This is a genomic window from Streptomyces sp. LBL (genome assembly GCF_029893585.1).
Taxonomy (GTDB): domain Bacteria; phylum Actinomycetota; class Actinomycetes; order Streptomycetales; family Streptomycetaceae; genus Streptomyces.
The window spans coordinates 229,031-245,457 of the sequence record NZ_JARXYX010000011.1; the positions used below are offsets into that span (position 1 = coordinate 229,031).

At 70.3% G+C, this 16,427-nt stretch carries 14 protein-coding genes and 1 pseudogene; 7 read left to right on the plus strand and 8 right to left on the minus strand.

The window, feature by feature from the left end; translation table 11 throughout:
• Positions 1–31 precede the first annotated feature (31 nt).
• From M2271_RS16235 to M2271_RS16250, 4 genes are all read right to left on the minus strand, one after another.
• A complete protein-coding gene (locus M2271_RS16235; RefSeq protein ID WP_280887913.1) occupies positions 32–2,101 on the minus strand; it encodes a TerD family protein in 2,070 nt (689 codons plus the stop codon).
• 52 nt (positions 2,102–2,153) lie between these two features.
• On the minus strand, positions 2,154–2,720 hold the full coding sequence (locus M2271_RS16240; protein ID WP_280887935.1) for a TerD family protein: 567 nt from the start codon (positions 2,718–2,720) through the stop codon (positions 2,154–2,156).
• 386 nt (positions 2,721–3,106) lie between these two features.
• A complete protein-coding gene (uvrB, locus tag M2271_RS16245) occupies positions 3,107–5,245 on the minus strand; it encodes an excinuclease ABC subunit UvrB (RefSeq protein WP_280887914.1) in 2,139 nt (712 codons plus the stop codon).
• Between the two features lie 298 nt (positions 5,246–5,543).
• Positions 5,544–6,407: an MHYT domain-containing protein gene (locus M2271_RS16250; RefSeq protein ID WP_280887915.1), complete on the minus strand. Its 864-nt coding sequence runs from the start codon at positions 6,405–6,407 to the stop codon at positions 5,544–5,546.
• A gap of 238 nt (positions 6,408–6,645) precedes the next feature.
• Between M2271_RS16250 and M2271_RS16255 the strand changes: the two are divergent.
• Positions 6,646–6,775, plus strand: a pseudogene (locus M2271_RS16255) (glycerophosphodiester phosphodiesterase); the annotation flags it as partial.
• A 90-nt stretch (positions 6,776–6,865) separates the two neighbouring features.
• On the plus strand, positions 6,866–7,420 hold the full coding sequence (locus tag M2271_RS16260; protein WP_280887936.1) for a methylated-DNA--[protein]-cysteine S-methyltransferase: 555 nt from the start codon (positions 6,866–6,868) through the stop codon (positions 7,418–7,420).
• Positions 7,421–7,583: 163 nt separating this feature from the next.
• Here the strand turns inward: M2271_RS16260 and M2271_RS16265 are convergent, their stop codons facing one another.
• Positions 7,584–8,012: a VOC family protein gene (locus M2271_RS16265; RefSeq protein WP_280887916.1), complete on the minus strand. Its 429-nt coding sequence runs from the start codon at positions 8,010–8,012 to the stop codon at positions 7,584–7,586.
• A 98-nt stretch (positions 8,013–8,110) separates the two neighbouring features.
• Between M2271_RS16265 and M2271_RS16270 the strand changes: the two genes are divergently transcribed.
• The gene (locus M2271_RS16270; protein ID WP_280887917.1) at positions 8,111–9,019 is read left to right on the plus strand and encodes a pseudouridine-5'-phosphate glycosidase; all 909 of its coding nucleotides are present in this window, start codon (positions 8,111–8,113) and stop codon (positions 9,017–9,019) included.
• Entirely contained in the window at positions 9,016–9,978 is a 963-nt protein-coding gene (locus M2271_RS16275; protein WP_280887918.1) for a sugar kinase, read from the plus strand. Before M2271_RS16270 ends, M2271_RS16275 begins: the two co-directional genes overlap by 4 nt.
• A gap of 14 nt (positions 9,979–9,992) precedes the next feature.
• Here M2271_RS16275 and M2271_RS16280 read toward each other — a convergent pair whose 3' ends face one another.
• A complete protein-coding gene (locus M2271_RS16280; protein WP_280887919.1) occupies positions 9,993–10,787 on the minus strand; it encodes a methyltransferase in 795 nt (264 codons plus the stop codon).
• Between the two features lie 308 nt (positions 10,788–11,095).
• On the opposite strand from M2271_RS16280, the gene M2271_RS16285 reads away from it, so the two are divergent.
• A complete protein-coding gene (locus M2271_RS16285) occupies positions 11,096–12,223 on the plus strand; it encodes a magnesium and cobalt transport protein CorA (protein ID WP_280887920.1) in 1,128 nt (375 codons plus the stop codon).
• Between the two features lie 129 nt (positions 12,224–12,352).
• Here M2271_RS16285 and M2271_RS16290 read toward each other — a convergent pair whose 3' ends face one another.
• Positions 12,353–12,784 (minus strand): CBS domain-containing protein, encoded by a 432-nt coding sequence (locus M2271_RS16290; RefSeq protein ID WP_280887921.1) that lies wholly within the window; start codon positions 12,782–12,784, stop codon positions 12,353–12,355.
• 169 nt (positions 12,785–12,953) lie between these two features.
• Positions 12,954–13,586: a uridine kinase gene (locus M2271_RS16295; protein WP_280887922.1), complete on the minus strand. Its 633-nt coding sequence runs from the start codon at positions 13,584–13,586 to the stop codon at positions 12,954–12,956.
• 288 nt (positions 13,587–13,874) lie between these two features.
• Here M2271_RS16295 and M2271_RS16300 point away from each other — a divergent pair, with 288 nt between their 5' ends.
• Positions 13,875–14,354, plus strand: a complete 480-nt coding sequence (locus M2271_RS16300) for an anthrone oxygenase family protein (protein WP_280887923.1) — start codon at positions 13,875–13,877, stop codon at positions 14,352–14,354.
• 232 nt (positions 14,355–14,586) lie between these two features.
• The gene (locus M2271_RS16305; RefSeq protein WP_280887924.1) at positions 14,587–16,080 is read left to right on the plus strand and encodes a glutamate synthase subunit beta; all 1,494 of its coding nucleotides are present in this window, start codon (positions 14,587–14,589) and stop codon (positions 16,078–16,080) included.
• Positions 16,081–16,427: the final 347 nt, after the last annotated feature.

Consider the following 16,427-nt stretch of genomic DNA (forward strand, 5'->3'; position numbering starts at 1 on the left):
AAGGAAGGTCAAAATCCCATGTCAGGTCGCTTTACGTACCCTTGGTACGGGACCTCGCCACCTCGGCCAGCACCTGCTGGAGCACCTGACTGCCGGGCGGCACGAGGGCCGGTTCGTATGTCCAGGCGTGTCCCACCCAGGGATCGGCGAGATGATTGTCGGGCACCGGTGTGAGGCGTAGCAGAGAGCGCCACAGCGGGTCGAGCAGCGGACCGTAACCGGAGGCCTCCTCACGGTCCGCGACCATCATCAGATGGACGCCGACTGCCGGGCCCTCGTCCGCGAGGTAGCGCAGCTGGTTCACGGCACGGTCGTCGAAGCCGTGCGGGAAGTCGTTGACGATCAGCAGCTGCTCGGCGGTGTCGAGGCCAGGAGGGAGTGAATCGGCAACGCCACCGCCTATCGCCATCTGCAGCAGGTCGACACGCTGGGTCAGGCGGGCCAGGGTGTCCGCCACGCCCGCTGCTCCGATCGCGGGCGGCGCCGCGAGGACACCGGCCTGCACCAGCGGAACGAGCACCTGCGCTCCGGCACCCGCGGGGTCGATGACATGCACGGTGAACTCGCCCGCGGGGTAGACCGCGAGCAGCCGGGCCGCGTGTGCCACCGCCGTCTCCATCGCAAGGCGGCGCAGGTCGTGGGTGTCGGTGAACGAGCCGTCGAGCGATCCGGCTCCGCCGTCGATCCACAGACCCCGTTCCAGGGGGAGGCGGACCAGCATCGGTATCCGTAGGTCGGCGGCCTCGGGGAGGTGGAGGTCACCCACCCGCAGGGCCATGGGGATCTCCATCGGCACGCGATAGGCATGCCACACGGGGTTGTCCCAGCGCGCATACGCCGGCGGCAGCGCGGGCTCGACGACCTCGGCCTCGGCGGCGAGCTGGGCGAGGTCCCGGTCCAGAGCCGCCCTGGCCTGGTCGACGAGTCGGGCCTGCCTGGCGACGGCGGCCTCGCGCGCGGCGTCGCCCTGTCCGCCGATCCGGCTGCGCGGGTCGGACAGGGCCTGGTCGAGTTCCTTCTCCATGCGCGCGTCGGCGAAGTCGACCGCGCTGCGGTACGCGGCCGTGGTCCGGGCCAGGTCCTCGAACATGCCCCACACCTGGTTGTAGAGCCGCTCTTCCATCGACCAGCCGGTCGCGTCGCCGGCCACCGGCGTCGCGGGCTGCCCGGGCTGAGCCGGAGGCGCGGTCGGCGGTGGCGGGGCCGCGTTCTGCCGACGCGGGTGGCTGTAGTCGATCGGGCCGTCGGTGGTGGGGCCGGAGGGCTGGGTCACGGCGGAGGGGTCGGTCGGTGCGTGCCCCTCGTACCGAGAGGTGGACTGCGGCGGTGCACCGGCCGCCGGTGTGCCCTGTGGGTCGTAGGGAGAGGCGGGTTGTTGCGGTGCGCCCGGGGCCGAGCTCCCGTAGGGCGGCATCGGCTGTGGTGGTACGGGGCCGGGAGTGCCCTGGGGTGGCGAACCGCCCTGGTCGGCACCGGGCGTCGATGCGGCCGCCCGTTGGGAGCGGTCGGCGTCCGCCGGGCGGGGCAGGGCCTGAACCGAGCGGGCAAGGCCGCGGGCGACCGCTTCGTTGATGCCGCTCGCGAGTTGGTGGGCCTGGGCCAGTCCCTGGTCGGTGAGGAGTTCGGCGAGGCCGCCCGCGTATCCCTGGCCTACGGCTCGTACCTTCCAGGCACCCTGTCGGCGGTAGAGCTCCAGGGCGACGAGGGCCGACTCGACGTCCAGACCCGTGATCGTGTAACTGGCGATCTCGCTGCCGTCCAGGCCGGTGACCACGATGAACGGGGCGGTGACGGCGCCGAAACGGACAGGGCCCCCGGTACCCGGTGCGGGCAGTGCGAGCAGCACGCTGACCCGGTGCACGGCCTCGGGCAATGCGCCGAGATCGACGGCGAGGCGATGGTCGGACGCCGCCTGCCGGGAGACCTCCAGCCCCGGCAGGGTGGGGGCTCCCGGGTGGGCTACCCACTCGACGCCGGGGATCTTGCCGCGCTCGTCGCCGATCGTGGCTCCCGCCACGACCGGCGTACCGGCCGAGACCCGGATCTCCAGACGGACCTGGGAGAGCGGGTGGTTCTGCCCCCGCACCAGCTCGGCCGTCATCGCCTTGGTCCCCCTGTGTTTCGCTGTGTCGTGTCGGGAGCCGCTCGCGGCCCTACAGGTGCGGCAGGATCGCCGGCATCAGGTCCTGGAAGGTGCGGCCGTTGGCCGGGGTGCCGAGGGCCGTCATCGTCCAGCCCGGGCCCGTGCGGTGCACCTTGGCCATGATCTGGGCCGTGTACGCGCCACCGCCCGCGAGCGTGTAGCGGGCGAGTTCCTGGCCGTTGGTCTCGTCGACGAGGCGGCAGAACGCGTTCTGCACTTCCTGGAAGGTCTGGCCCGTGAACGAGTTCACGGTGAAGACGATCTGGTCGATGTGGACCGGCACCCGCGACAGGTCGACGAGGATCGCTTCGTCGTCGCCCCCCTGGCCGACACCGCCGACGAGGTTGTCGCCGGTGTGGCGCACCGAGCCGTCATCGCTCACCAGGTGACGGAAGAACACGACGTCGAGCGGCTGCTTGTCAGCGAAGAGCACCGCGGAGGCGTCCAGGTCGATCTCCCGAGTGCGCGAACCGAAGAGACCGCGCCGGGGAGCCGCCTGCCAGCCGAGCCCCATACGCACCGCGGTGAGGCTGCCCCCGTCGCTCTTCTGCAAGCTGATGGCCTGACCCTTGGTCAGATTCACGCCGCCGCCGGGCGCGCCGCCCTTGGATACGTCCACCACGCGCTGGTCCCCTCTCGTGTTTCCCCTGTTGCCGCGGGATCCGCGGATGTCCAGAACCTTACGCAGAGCCACTGACAGTGACGCACCCTTGGCCGCACTTTGTGTCGGTCTTGCAACACAGCATGTGCCCGTCGTGCCCGCGGCGGGCGGGAAACCGCCGGACGTGGGGTTGTGAGCGGCGCGGTGGCAGTGGGGGCTGGGACGCGGGCCAGGGAAGCGGGGGCGGGCACTCGGCGCGCGGAACTCCGGGCGGGGACGGCGGGGGTGCGGGCGGGAAGGCGGGCGCCGGGCCTGGCAGGACGCCGGCCGATGTGCGGTCGGCGGGCGCCCACGCTGGACGGTCAGGCCAGCCCGGCCTCCCTCATCTGACGCAGTTCCTTCTTCATCTCGTGGACCTCGTCACGCAGTCGGGCCGCGATCTCGAACTGGAGGTCGGCGGCCGCGGCGCGCATGCGCTCGGCCATCTCCTCGATCTGCTCGGCGAGTTCGGCCGCGGGACGGTCGGTCGGAACCTTCTCCTTGGCCTTGCCCTTGGCGGCCTTCGCGCCCTTGGCCGCCTCGTTGCCCAGGGCGGGCACCGGGGCCTTGGCACCCTTGCCGTCCTTCAGCTTGCGGTAGCCGGAACCGAGCAGCTGCTCCGTGTCGACGTCCTCGCGGGCGATCTGCGCCACGATGTCGTTGATCTTCTTTCGGAGCGGCTGGGGGTCGATGCCCCGCTCCGTGTTGTACGCGACCTGCTTCTCCCGGCGGCGGTTGGTCTCCTCGATGGCCTTCTCCATCGCCGGGGTGATCTTGTCGGCGTACATGTGGACCTGGCCGGAGACGTTGCGCGCCGCGCGGCCGATGGTCTGGATGAGGGAGGTGCCGGAGCGCAGGAAGCCCTCCTTGTCGGCGTCGAGGATCGCCACCAGGGAGACCTCGGGCAGGTCGAGGCCCTCGCGGAGGAGGTTGATGCCGACGAGGACGTCGAATTCACCGGCGCGCAGCTCTCGCAGCAGCTCCACACGGCGCAGGGTGTCGACGTCGCTGTGGAGATAGCGCACCTGGATGCCGAGTTCCAGGAAGTAGTCGGTGAGGTCCTCGGCCATCTTCTTGGTGAGCGTGGTGACCAGGACTCGCTCGTCCTTCTCGGTGCGTTTGCGGATCTCGTGCACCAGGTCGTCGATCTGGCCCTCGGTGGGCTTGACGACGACCTCCGGGTCGATGAGGCCGGTCGGACGGATGATCTGCTCGACGACGCCGTCACCGCGGGAGAACTCGTACTTGCCCGGGGTGGCGGACAGGTAGACGGTCTGCTCGATGCGCTCCTGGAACTCCTCCCACTTCAAGGGGCGGTTGTCCAGGGCGGAGGGCAGTCGGAAGCCGTGGTCTACGAGGGTGCGCTTGCGGGAGGCGTCGCCTTCGTACATGGCGCCGATCTGCGGAACGGTGACATGGGACTCGTCGATGACGAGCAGGAAGTCGTCCGGGAAGTAGTCCAGCAGGGTGTTCGGCGGGGAGCCGGGCAGGCGGCCGTCGAAGTGCATCGAGTAGTTCTCGACACCGGAGCACGAGCCGATCTGACGGAGCATCTCGAGGTCGTACGTCGTGCGCATCCTCAGGCGCTGGGCCTCCAGGAGCTTGCCCTGCTTCTCCAGCTCGGCCAGACGCTCCCCCAGTTCCTTCTCGATGTCGTTGGCGGCCCGCTCCAAGCGCTCGGGTCCGGCGACGTAGTGGGAGGCAGGGAAGACGTACAGCTGCTCGTCGTCGCTGATGATCTCGCCGGTGAGTGGGTGCAGGGTGGACAGCGCCTCGATCTCGTCACCGAACATCTCGATGCGGACGGCGAGCTCCTCGTAGACCGGGAAGATCTCGATGGTGTCACCACGGACGCGGAACGTGCCCCGGCTGAAGGCCACGTCGTTGCGCGTGTACTGGATGTCCACGAAGCGGCGCAGCAGGTCGTCCCGGTCGATCTCGGCGCCGACCCGGAGGGGGACCATCCGGTCCACGTACTCCTGAGGTGTACCGAGGCCGTAGATGCAGGAGACCGAGGCGACCACGACGACGTCACGGCGGGTGAGCAGCGAGTTGGTGGCGGAGTGGCGCAGCCGCTCGACCTCCTCGTTGATCGAGGAGTCCTTCTCGATGTATGTGTCCGACTGCGGGACGTACGCCTCGGGCTGGTAGTAGTCGTAGTACGAGACGAAGTACTCGACCGCGTTGTTCGGCAGCAGCTCGCGGAACTCGTTCGCCAGCTGGGCGGCCAGCGTCTTGTTCGGCGCCATCACCAAGGTGGGACGCTGGAGCTTCTCGATCATCCAGGCGGTGGTGGCGGACTTGCCGGTGCCGGTCGCGCCGAGCAGTACGACGTCTTTCTCGCCGGCCTCGACGCGTCGGGCCAGCTCGGCGATGGCCGCCGGCTGGTCGCCGCTGGGCTGGTAGGAACTGACGACCTCGAAAGGCGCCACCGTGCGTTCGATGTGGGAAACGGGCCGCATGTCATCCACCGTACGACCCCCCACTGACAACGCGGACCGATCAGCGGTTTTACGGAGGGGGTAGGCCGGAGTCTTCACGGCACGACCGGCCGGGACGGGACTGGACGAGGCGGGGTGTGCGGTCTCGGGGCGATGCCGGGCGGCGGCCAGAGGGGTCGGGGCGGCTGCGGGCCAGGATCCTCCGGCGGGCCGGGCGTGGGGTGCGCAGGTGTGGCTGGCGGGCTTGCGGGCGGGACGGCCTTCCGAGGCGGGCGGGCTCCGGGGCCACGGGACCCCCTGGGGAGTTGCGGGGGGCTCGTCAGCGGTTTTGCGGGGTGCGGGAGCCGTGCTCCGCGTGGCGGCGCGCGCGGAGCACGGGGTGGCGAGAGGTGGGCTGGGAAATGAGTTCCCGCGCGGGGACGCCCGGCTTGTGGTCGGCGGGGGTCCAGACGGGCTTCCCCATGACCATCAGCGGGTCGAACAGCACGACGACACCCGCGAGCAGCAGGAAGGCGAGCGGGCCGATCATCATGGGCGCCAGCAGGGAGGCGGGGGAGTCACCCGAGGCGGGGGCCGTGCCGTGGAGATGGACTCTGAGGGCGGCCATCCCCATGTAGTGCATACCAGTGACGGCGAGCCCCATGATCATGCTCGCACCCACGCTCCACAGGAACCCCCTGACCTGCCCGGCGGCCCAGAGCGCGACGGTGGCGGCGGCGACCGCTATGACGACCGAGGCGGCCACAGTGACCGTGTTGTACTCCAGCTTGCCGTTGAAGCGCATGCCGGCCATGCCCAGGTAGTGCATGGAGGCGATCCCCAGACCGGTGATGGCGCCCCCCGTCATCAGGGCCGTTCCACGTGCCCCCTTGTAGCCGACGATGAAGATCCCGACGCCGACCATGACGATGGCGACGCCCAGGCTGGCGAATGTCATGGGCTTGTCGTAGTGGATCGGCGCCTGTCGGACTTTGAAGCCCATCATCGCGATGAAGTGCATGGTCCATATGCCGGAGCCGATCGCGGCCGAGCCCAGGGCGAGCCAGCCTGGCCGCCAGGAGTTGCTGACGAGCATGGACCGGGTGGTGCAGCGCAGCCCCAGCGCGCCGCCCAGGCAGGCCATGAGGTAGGCCACCACCGGTGTGACGAGTCCGTAGCTGAATCCGTCGACCGTGCCTTGCATGCGCGGCTGCCCTTCCGCCTTCTGACGTCCCGGAATTTCCCGACGTGCACCCCTTCCCAGGACCGTCCGAGCGGTCAGGGCTGAGGCAGAGAGTATGACCCCCACCGGAATGGTCGAACGATTTTCCGGCAAAGAAACACGCCCTTGCCCCAGTTGTGTGGCACCCGTGAGCGGACTTGGCGCAACTCCATTCAAGTTGTGGTCATTCTGCGCCCCTCTGCCGTTGACCCTCTGCTACTTCACGGCGGCCGAGATCGCGCGGCTCGACACGGGGAGCTGGTTCGGCCCCGCGTACGCGGGCGCGCGCGGCCGACGCTCCGGCATACGTGCACCGGGTCGAGCTGCACCACCAGAAGCTGCTCCTGGAGACTGCCGGCCGTCTGAGTCCCGTCAGGGGGTGGGGGCCGCGTTTCGCCGCTCTCCGGGCGTTGTCAGTGGTGCGCCGTACCGTGGGTCGCATGAACAGCGATGGGCAGTACGAGCAGCGGGTCGTGTGGACCGTCGTCGCCACCGGCATCGGTCCGCTGCTGCTGGCCGCGACCCGTGAAGGCCTGGTCAACGTCGTCTTCCACGCCACGGACGCGGTGCGCGACAAGGCGCTCGACCGGCTCGGGTCCCGGCTGGGCTGTGAGCCGGTCGAGGCACCCGGCTCCCCGCTGCTGGCCGAGGCGATACACCAGGTGGAGGCGTACTTCGCGGGTGAGCGGCACGATTTCGAACTGCCCCTGGACTGGTCGCTGAGTTCGGGCTTCAACCAGCAGGTGCTGCGCGAACTCGCCGCCGGCGTGCCGTACGGCTCGGTCGTCGGGTACGGCAGTCTGGCCGGCCGGGTCGGCCAGCCGGGCGCCGCCCAGGCGGTGGGGGTGGCGATGGGCTCCAATCCGCTGCCGGTCGTCGTGCCCTGCCATCGGGTCGTCGAGAGCGACGGCGGCATCGGCGGCTTCGGGGGCGGTCTGGAGACCAAGCGGAAGCTCCTCGCGCTGGAGGGGATACTGCCCGAGCCGCTGTTCTGAGCCCTCGGATGCCGTCTCCCGCGGCCCGCCACTCCGTCGACGGAGTTCGACGCGCGAGCCGCACCTACGTGCTCGCTCCGCACGGTGCGTTGAACCGCGTACAGCCGGTTTGAGTCCATGGAGGGGGCCACGCACGCGCGCGTCGCCCCCTCGCGCGCCAGTGCTAGTCGTAGTGCCGGGCCTCGAAGACGTTGCCGTCCGGGTCACGGAAGTAGAAGCTGCGCCGGGCCATTCCGCGGGCGCCGAAGGAGTCGTAGGAAAGGTCCGAGACGGGGACCGACCGTTCCTCCAGGCGGGCGCGCAGGGCCTGGAAGTCGTCGCCGGGCATGGCCAGGCAGACGTGGTTGACCGGGTGGCCGGCGCTCTCGGCGGCGCCGGGGACCATCTTCATGCGCTCCGCCGTGGAGAGCGGCATGAGGTCGAGGATGGTCTCGTCGTTGAGTCGTACGGAGGGGAACGGGGCCGCCCCCGCGGCGTAGTCGGTGAGCCTCATGGGTTCCATGCCGACCGTCTTCTCGTAGAAGTCGGCCGACACCAGTGGGTCCTGCACCCAGAGGACGACATGGTCGAGACGTGTCGTGTTGTCCGTCATGCGCCCAGGCTGGTGGCCTCCTCCATAGCCCGCAAGGGTTTGACCGGACGTGCCGCCCGACAGAGATGAGGGAAGACCGACCGACAGGAGGCAGGCTCGTGGTGCTGGTGCTGTCCGAAGAAGTGCGGGACGCGATCGACGCGCGTCAACCTGTGGTGGCCCTGGAGTCCACGATCATCGCGCACGGGCTGCCGCGCCCGCGTAATCTCCAGGTGGCACTGGAACTGGAGGACGTCGTGCGGCGGGAGGGTGCCGTTCCCGCGACGATCGCCGTGCTGGACGGGAAGCCCCATGTCGGCCTGGGCAAAGAGCAGCTGGAGCGGGTCGCGAACGAGGACGGCATCCGCAAGCTGGGCCATCGGGATCTGCCGCTCGCGGTGGCCTCCGGAGCGAGCGGGGCGACCACGGTGTCGGCGACCGCGCTGCTGGCGGCCCTGGCGGGTGTGCGCGTGTTCGCGACGGGTGGGCTCGGCGGGGTGCACCGGGAGTGGACGGTGACGCAGGACGAGTCGGCCGACCTCGGGCTGCTGGCGCGCACGCGAATCACCGTGGTGTGCGCGGGCGTGAAGTCCATCCTGGACGTGCCGGCGACGCTGCAGCGGCTGGAGACCCTGGGCGTCGCGGTGGCCGGATACGGCACGGACCGCTTCCCCGGCTTCTACCTGTCCGACTCGGGTCACCCCGTGGAGTGGACGCTGGAGTCCCCGGCGCAGGTGGCGGACGTGATGAGGGCTCAGGACGCGCTCGACGGGACCGAGTCGGCGCTGATCGTCGCCCACCCCGTGCCCGAGGCCGAGCAGCTGGATCCCGAGCTTCACGCGCGCGTGCTCGCCGACGCGCTGCACGCGTGCGAGGCCGAGGGGATCTCCGGTCAGGCGGTCACCCCGTTCCTGCTCGACTATCTGGTCCGGCACACCGAGGGGGCCTCACTGAGCGCCAATCTGGCGGCGGTGCGCGGCAACGTACGACTGGCGGGGCGGATCGCGGTGGCCTGGGCCGGGGCATGACCACGGAACGGCCCGGACCGAGTGCGGCTGACTCGGCGGTTCACGGCCGCGCAGGCGGTGCGGACGGAGCGCTGCTGGTCGTCGGGGACGTGATCACGGATGTCGTCGCCCGGCACCGGGGGCCTCTCGCCACGGGTACGGACACAGCCGCGACGGTCCGGACGGTACCGGGCGGGGCGGGGGCCAACGTGGCCTGCTGGGCCGCTCACAGCGGCCCGGCGGAGGTTCGGCTGCTGGGGCGGGTCGGCGCGGACTCGGCCGCCTGGCACGAGCGGGAGCTGGTCGCCTGTGGCGTACGGCCCCGGCTCGTCGTCGATCCGCAGGCGCCGACCGGGACGGTGATCTGCCTGGTCGACACGGGGGCGGCGGCCGAGCGGACATTCCTCACGGACAGTGGGGCGTCCTTGCGGCTGGCGCCGGAGGACTGGTCGGACACGCTGCTCGACGGGGTCGTGCGGCTGCACCTGTCGGGCTACCTGCTGTTCTCCGAACCGAGCCGGGCGCTGGTGACGGTGGCATTGGAGGCGGCACGCGCGCGTGGGGTGCCGGTGAGCCTCGATCCGGCGTCGGCCGGGTTCCTGGTGGCCTTGGGGGTGGACCGTTTCCTGGCGCTCATCAAGGGCGTGGACGTGCTGCTGCCCAGCCGGGACGAGGCAAGTCTGCTCACGGGTTTGCCCGACACGGCGGACGCGGCGGCTGAGCTGAGCCGTCACGTGCCGATGGTCGTGGTCAAGCAGGGAGCCGAGGGCGCGCTGGTGGCCCGGTCCGGCACCGTGATCGCCCACGTCCCCGCCGTACCGGCGACGCCACGGGACACCACCGGCGCGGGCGATGCCTTCACCGGCGCGTTCCTCGCCACCCTGCTCACGGGAGCCCCACCCGAGGCCGCGGCGGCGGAGGGGTGCCGGGCGGGCGCGGTGGCGGTGGAGCAGGTGGGGGGACGTCCGCAGCGCCGCTGAAGCCCGCCGTCCTCCTACGCCTTGCGACCCCATGCCGAGATCATCGGGGCCGTCGCGAGGTCCATGTCGCCGGAGTCGATGTTCGCGAGGTGGCGGTCGATGTCCTGGTCCGTGGCGTGGCCCGCGGCGACGAGCCGGCAGCGGATCTGGCGGACCGTGGCGGACTCAAGGGCGACGGAGGCGGGTGAGCTGACCGGGAAGTACGCGTCGGCCTCCACCCGGCACAGCCCGGCGTCGCGGAGCAGACGGGGCAGCCTGCGCCCGTAGGAGAGGTCGGCGCCCCGGTCGGCCAGCAGGTGGCGGAAGCCCTGCCGCAGCCGGTTCGCGAGTTGCTGCTCGGGGCCGTGCTCGTCGGGGCACACCAGCGGCTGGAGGGCCGGGTCGGCGTCCTCCACCAGGAGGCGTCCCCCGGGACGCAGGGCCTTGACCATGGACCGCAACGCCCTTTCCCGGTCCGGCACATGAACGAGCACGAGCCGGGCGTGCACCAGGTCGAACCCCTCCCCCGGCGGCTCGTCGGCACCGACGTCGTGCACCCGCACCTCCACCGGCGGCCGGGCCGCTGGGGCGACCCGCGAGGTGTCGATGTCGGTGGCGAGCACCCGTCCGGTCGGGCCGACCTTCTTGGCCAGCCAGGACACCACGGATGTGCCACCGGCTCCGACCTCCCAGCAACGCCAGCCGGGTCCGATGCCGAGTCCGTCGAGATGCCGGAAGGTCGTGGGGTCGAAAAGGGAGGCGAAGGCGTCGAAACGTTCCCCCGCCTCGGTCTGCTGGTTATCGAGGAGATACTCGTCGGATCGCATCATGCCGCGATCATCCCAGTTGCCCGGCTTGTCGGGAGCGGTCGACGCGACGACTCCGGCGAGATGGAGGAGATGACCGACACCTCTCCCGGCAGACGGCCGTCACATGGCACGACGGACCGCCGACGCTTCGGCCGGCCGGTCACGGTGTCCGTATGTCCATGACCGGGAGCGAAGGCGTTGTCCACAGCCGGGAACCAAGCGGAACGTCCTGTTCCCACAGGCTTGCACGCCGCTCGCGCCGAACTGGCAAACTGACCGGCCAGGGCGCGGGAATGCGGCGCGAGGGAGATCCACGCAAGGAGATCCAGATGTCCATGACAGGGAATCTGCGGAAGGTCACCAGCTTCCGCGGGGTGGGGAGCCTCCGCAAGGTGGCTCGGCTGGCCCGGCGGCGCCCCCGCGTCGACCTGAGCCATCCGGCCCGGTCCCCGCTGGGCTCCTCAGTGGTCAACTGCGTGACGTACAAGGAGGGTGTCCGGGTCGCAGGGGGCAGTGATCTGGTCGACGCGATGGAGCGGGTACGCAAGGGCCGTGACGGTTTCGTCTGGCTCGGCCTGCACGAGCCGTCGGACCAGGAATTCGCGGGCATCGCCGAGCTCTTCGACCTGCACCCGTTGGCGGCCGAGGACGCGGTCGAGGCCCATCAACGCCCGAAACTGGAGCGCTACGGCGACACCCTGTTCGCGGTGTTCAAGACGGTCTGCTACGTCGAGCACGAGGAGCTCACGGCGACCAGCGAGGTGGTGGACACCGGCGAGATCATGGTGTTCGTCGGCCCGGACTTCGTCATCACGGTCCGCCACGGACGGCACGGCTCGCTGGGGCCTTTGCGTGAGGAGCTGGAGTCCGCTCCCCAGCAACTCGCCAAGGGCCCGGCCGCGGTGCTGCACGCGATCGCGGACCATGTGGTCGACGACTATCTGAACGTCACCGACGCGGTACAGATGGACATCGACCAGGTCGAGACGGCGGTCTTCACGGACAACGGCGCCCGGGTCGACGCTGGACGGATCTACCAACTCAAGCGCGAACTCCTGGAGCTGAAGCGGGCCGTCGTTCCACTCGGGCGTCCCCTCGATGAGCTCGCCACCCGGCCGATCCGGGTGGTCGCCCCCGAAATACAGGCCTACTTCCGCGATGTCTCCGACCATCTGCTGCGTGCCAAGGAGCAGATCGCCGCCTTCGACGAACTGCTGAACTCCATACTCCAAGCGCACCTCGCGCAGGTGACGGTCGCGCAGAACGAGGACATGCGGAAGATCACGGCATGGGCCGCGGTGATCGCCGTACCTACCATGGTGTGCGGGGTCTACGGCATGAACTTCGACTACATGCCGGAGCTGCACTGGCGATTCGGCTACGGCCTGATCATCGGCGTGATATCGGTGGCCTGCCTGGTGCTGTACCGCGGCTTCCGGCGCAACGGCTGGCTCTGACCGGCAGCGCGCCGTCACTGCGCCGCGTCCCGAATCGGCGGCGCGCTCGAGGTCAGCGGCGTCCGAGGGTCAGTGGCGGAGGCCAGCGGCTCAGTGGCAGCAGAGAGTCAGTGAGCTTAGGCCAGCGGCTCAGTGGCGGCCGGAGGGTCGGGCGTAGACGCTCTCGGCCCAGGTCGCGATCTGGTCGTCGCTCAGGTGCTGGGCCAGGTCGGCCTCGCTGATCATGCCGACGAGGCGCTTGTTCTCGATGACGGGCAGCCGGCGGATCTGGTGCTCCTGCATCTCGTGCAGCACTTCACTGACGTCGGCACCGGCGTCGACCCAGCGCGGGGTGCCGTGGGCCATCTCGCCGGCGGTGACCTTGGCCGGGTCGTGGCCCATGGCGACACAGCCGACGACGATGTCGCGGTCGGTGAGGATTCCGCAGAGCCGCTCGTTCTGGTCGCTGATGGGCAGGGCCCCGACGTTCAGGTCGCGCATCAGCTGGGCCGCACGGTTCAGGGTCTCGTGGGCAGGGATCCACTGGGCACCACGGTGCATGATGTCTGCGGCGGTGGTCATGGGGTGCCTCCCGGTGCCGGGTGGCCGGCGCAGAGCGGGTGCCCCGCAAGTCCCGGTGTCCTCATTCTCACGGCGCCGCCGGACCGACGCACCTGGAGACCGCGTAGGCCGAGAGGCCAATGCGCGCACACGTAAAAGCGGTGGCGGATCAGTGGGACAGAGGCTCCGATCAGCCATTCCAGGCCGGGCGACGGGGGTCGTCGGCACGTATCAGGATGTCGGCCGTGCCGGCCGGGTCGGTCTCGTTCTCGTAGCGCTCGAAGGCGGGGAGGGTCCAGTGCTCGGACTCGGGGGTACGGCGTCGCAGGGCTCCCGGTGAGAGGAGGACGTGGACGGTCAGATCGAAGGGGAACCAGTGGCGCAGCAGGAGGGGGCCGTGCAGCAACAGGAAACCAGCGGGCGGGAGGTGGACGTAGGGGCTGCGGGTGGCACGGTCGGTGACCGGGTCCCACAGGTCGGCCAGGACGCGGCCGTCGCCGCCGGGTTCGAGAGGGCCGAAGACCTCGCGCCACAGGGCGCCGGTGTCGAACCAGCCGTCGTAGTAGGCCTCCAGGTCCTGATGGCCGTATTCCAGGCGGAGCGAAGCGGGACGTAGGAAGCCGTGCGTGCCGATGACGAGCGAGGGCCGGCCACGTATGCGCAGGGCCTCCGAGACGCGATCGGCGAGGTCTCCCGGTCGGCCGACAGGGGCACCGTCGAAGGCGATGCGGGGCCAGGGGCTGCCGTCGGCCGGTTTCAGGTCGAGCAGTCGTTCGGCGAGGAGGTCGCCAAGCCGGTCCCAGGTGATCGCTTCGAGTCGCACACGGCCATGATGCGTCAGGCGGGAGGGGTGGAGACGGCGGAGGACGGGTGACTGGTGAGGGAGGAGCGGGTCTGACGTGGCGAGGTGGGGGCGCGATCGGGAACGTGATGGGGGCGATTGTTCGGCACGCAAAGGCGTGCCGTCGTGACTGCTCGCTGTCGCGGCGCCAGGCTGGACGCTCGCTTGTGGAAGCGCGGGCTTGGCCATGGTGGGGGTCGGTGTTCGGGGAATCACTGGTGGGGACGGTGCCGGGCTGAAGCTCGGCTCGATGTGGGAGTGGGTTGCGACGTGATCGATGGGCCCTACTTTGTGCTGGCCATGGTGGGCGTGATGGGGACCGGACTGGTGGCCGGGGCGTTCTGCGCTTTCTCGACCTTCGTGATGCGGGCGCTCGCCGCGTTGCCGCCCGCGCAGGGGGTCGCCGCGATGAACTCGATCAACGAGTACGCGGTGCGGGCGGCGTTCATGTTCGTGTTCACCGGGTCGGCCGTGGTGTGCGTGGTGATCGCGGTGGTGACGTTCGTGGTGTGGCCGGACGAGGGGGCGGTCGAGCTGCTGGTGGGCAGCGCGCTGTACCTGTTCGGCGTGTTCGGACTGACCATCGCGGCGAACGTGCCGCGCAACAACGCGCTGGGCAGGCTGGAGCCCGGCGCCCAGGAGGCGTCCGCGTACTGGCCGACGTACGTACGCGAGTGGACGATGTGGAACCACGTGCGCACGGTCGCCTCGGCTGCGGCGACGGTGTCGTACGCGCTGGCCCTGACCTGAGCGCGGGCCGGATCCGAGCGGGACCGGGACACCTGTTCTCAGCCTGCGAGAAAGCGCTGTCGGACCCTCTGCGTAAGTGACCGACGGGACGTATCGTGGCCGAAGGACGTGCCGGAGGAAGTACCCCAAGAGGTTCCGGAGGAAGCACCGCAAAAGGTTCCGGAAAGTGCCGCCCGATGACGCACGGCCACGTCGGACGCGCAAGTTACACGCGCAGGCAAGGAAGACGCCCATGGCCGATCCCAAGGGATTCATGACCACGGCCCGCCAGGACTGGCCGCGTCGGCCGGTCGAGGAGCGGGTCCGGGACTGGGACGAGGTGTACGTCCCCGGGGCGCTGCTGCCCATCGTCAGCAAACAGGCCGATCGCTGCATGGACTGCGGCATCCCCTTCTGTCACGACGCCTGTCCGCTCGGCAATCTGATCCCTGAGTGGAACGACCTGATCTCCCGGGAGGACTGGCGGGCGGCCGCCGACCGGCTGCACGCCACCAACAACTTCCCTGAGTTCACCGGCCGGTTGTGTCCAGCGCCCTGCGAGGCGGGGTGTGTGCTCGCGATCAACCAGCCGGCAGTCACCATCAAGAACGTCGAGGTGGCCATCGCCGACCGGGCCTGGGAGCTCGGGTTCGCGCCACCGCGTCCGCCGGAGAGGTTGTCCGGGCGGACGGTCGCGGTGATCGGCTCGGGGCCCACGGGCCTTGCCGCGGCACAGCAGTTGACCCGCGCGGGCCACACGGTCGCGGTGTACGAGAAGGACGACCGGCTCGGCGGACTGATGCGGTACGGAATCCCCGGGTTCAAGATGGAGAAGCACCACCTCGACCGGCGGATCGAGCAGATACGGGCGGAGGGAACGAAGTTCCGTACGTCGACAGCGGTCGGGCGGGACATCGGCGCCGCGGAGCTGCGTTCGCGCTACGACGCCGTGGTGGTCGCCACCGGGGCGACTGCCTGGCGTGAACTGGACGTACCGGGGCGAGAGTTGGCCGGCGTGCACCAAGCGATGGAGTATCTGCCGCTGGCCAACCGGGTGTGCGAGGGTGACCTGGAGATCTCGCCCATGTCCGCGGCCGGGAAGCATGTCGTCATCGTCGGCGGCGGGGACACGGGGGCCGACTGTCTGGGGACGGCGATACGGGAAGGGGCCGCGTCCGTCACCCAGTTGGACATCTACGCCCAGCCCGGCGGCGAGCGCGACGAGGACGTCGAGCCGTGGCCGACGTATCCGAAGATCTACCGGCTGTCAGCCGCGCACGAGGAGGCGCGGGACCTGCGGACGGCGCCGGCGGCGGACGCGGACACGGACGCGCGGCTGTTCGCGGCGTCCACCATCCGCTTCACCGGGGACAGGGACGGGCAGGTACGGTCGCTGCATCTGGTCGAGGTGGACGCGCAGCGGCAGCCGGTGCCGGGCAGCGGACGCTGCCTGCCCGCCGACCTCGTGCTGCTCGCGCTCGGGTTCTCGGGCCCGGACAAGGAGGACGGGCTGATCCGGCAGTGGGGGCTGGAGCTGGAGCCCCGCGGGACGATCGCGCGGGACGCCGGCTTCGCGACGAACGTACCTGGCGTGTTCGCCGCGGGGGACGCCGCGCGGGGACAGTCGCTGATCGTGTGGGCGATCGCGGAGGGACGGGCGGTGGCGACGGCCGTCGACCGCCACCTGACGGGCAGTTCACAATTGCCGGCCCCGATCGGCCCGTACGACCGCCCCATGGCCGTGTAGGCCGACGGACCGGTGGCGGTGACGCGTCCGACAGCGCCGCACCGTCGTGGTACGCCGCCGCTGCGGCGAATGGGAGGAGTCCGGCGAACATGACAACGCCGGGTTCCTTCCGGCCTCTCGCACCCTGCGAACGGCAACCGCAGCGTGCACTGCCCGTCAGGCATCCCGAGCAAGAGGCCGGCGGAAGATGGCCGGTCGCCGTGACGTGACCGGCCTTCGGGCTAGTGCCGTGGCAGGCAATGTTTGCCCGAGAGGAGCGGCGTCATGGGGGTCCCCCCGCTCGAGCGCAGCCGAGAGTGGGGGAGCGTGCTATCGGCGTGCCGGGCGGAAGCCCTCGTACTGGATGT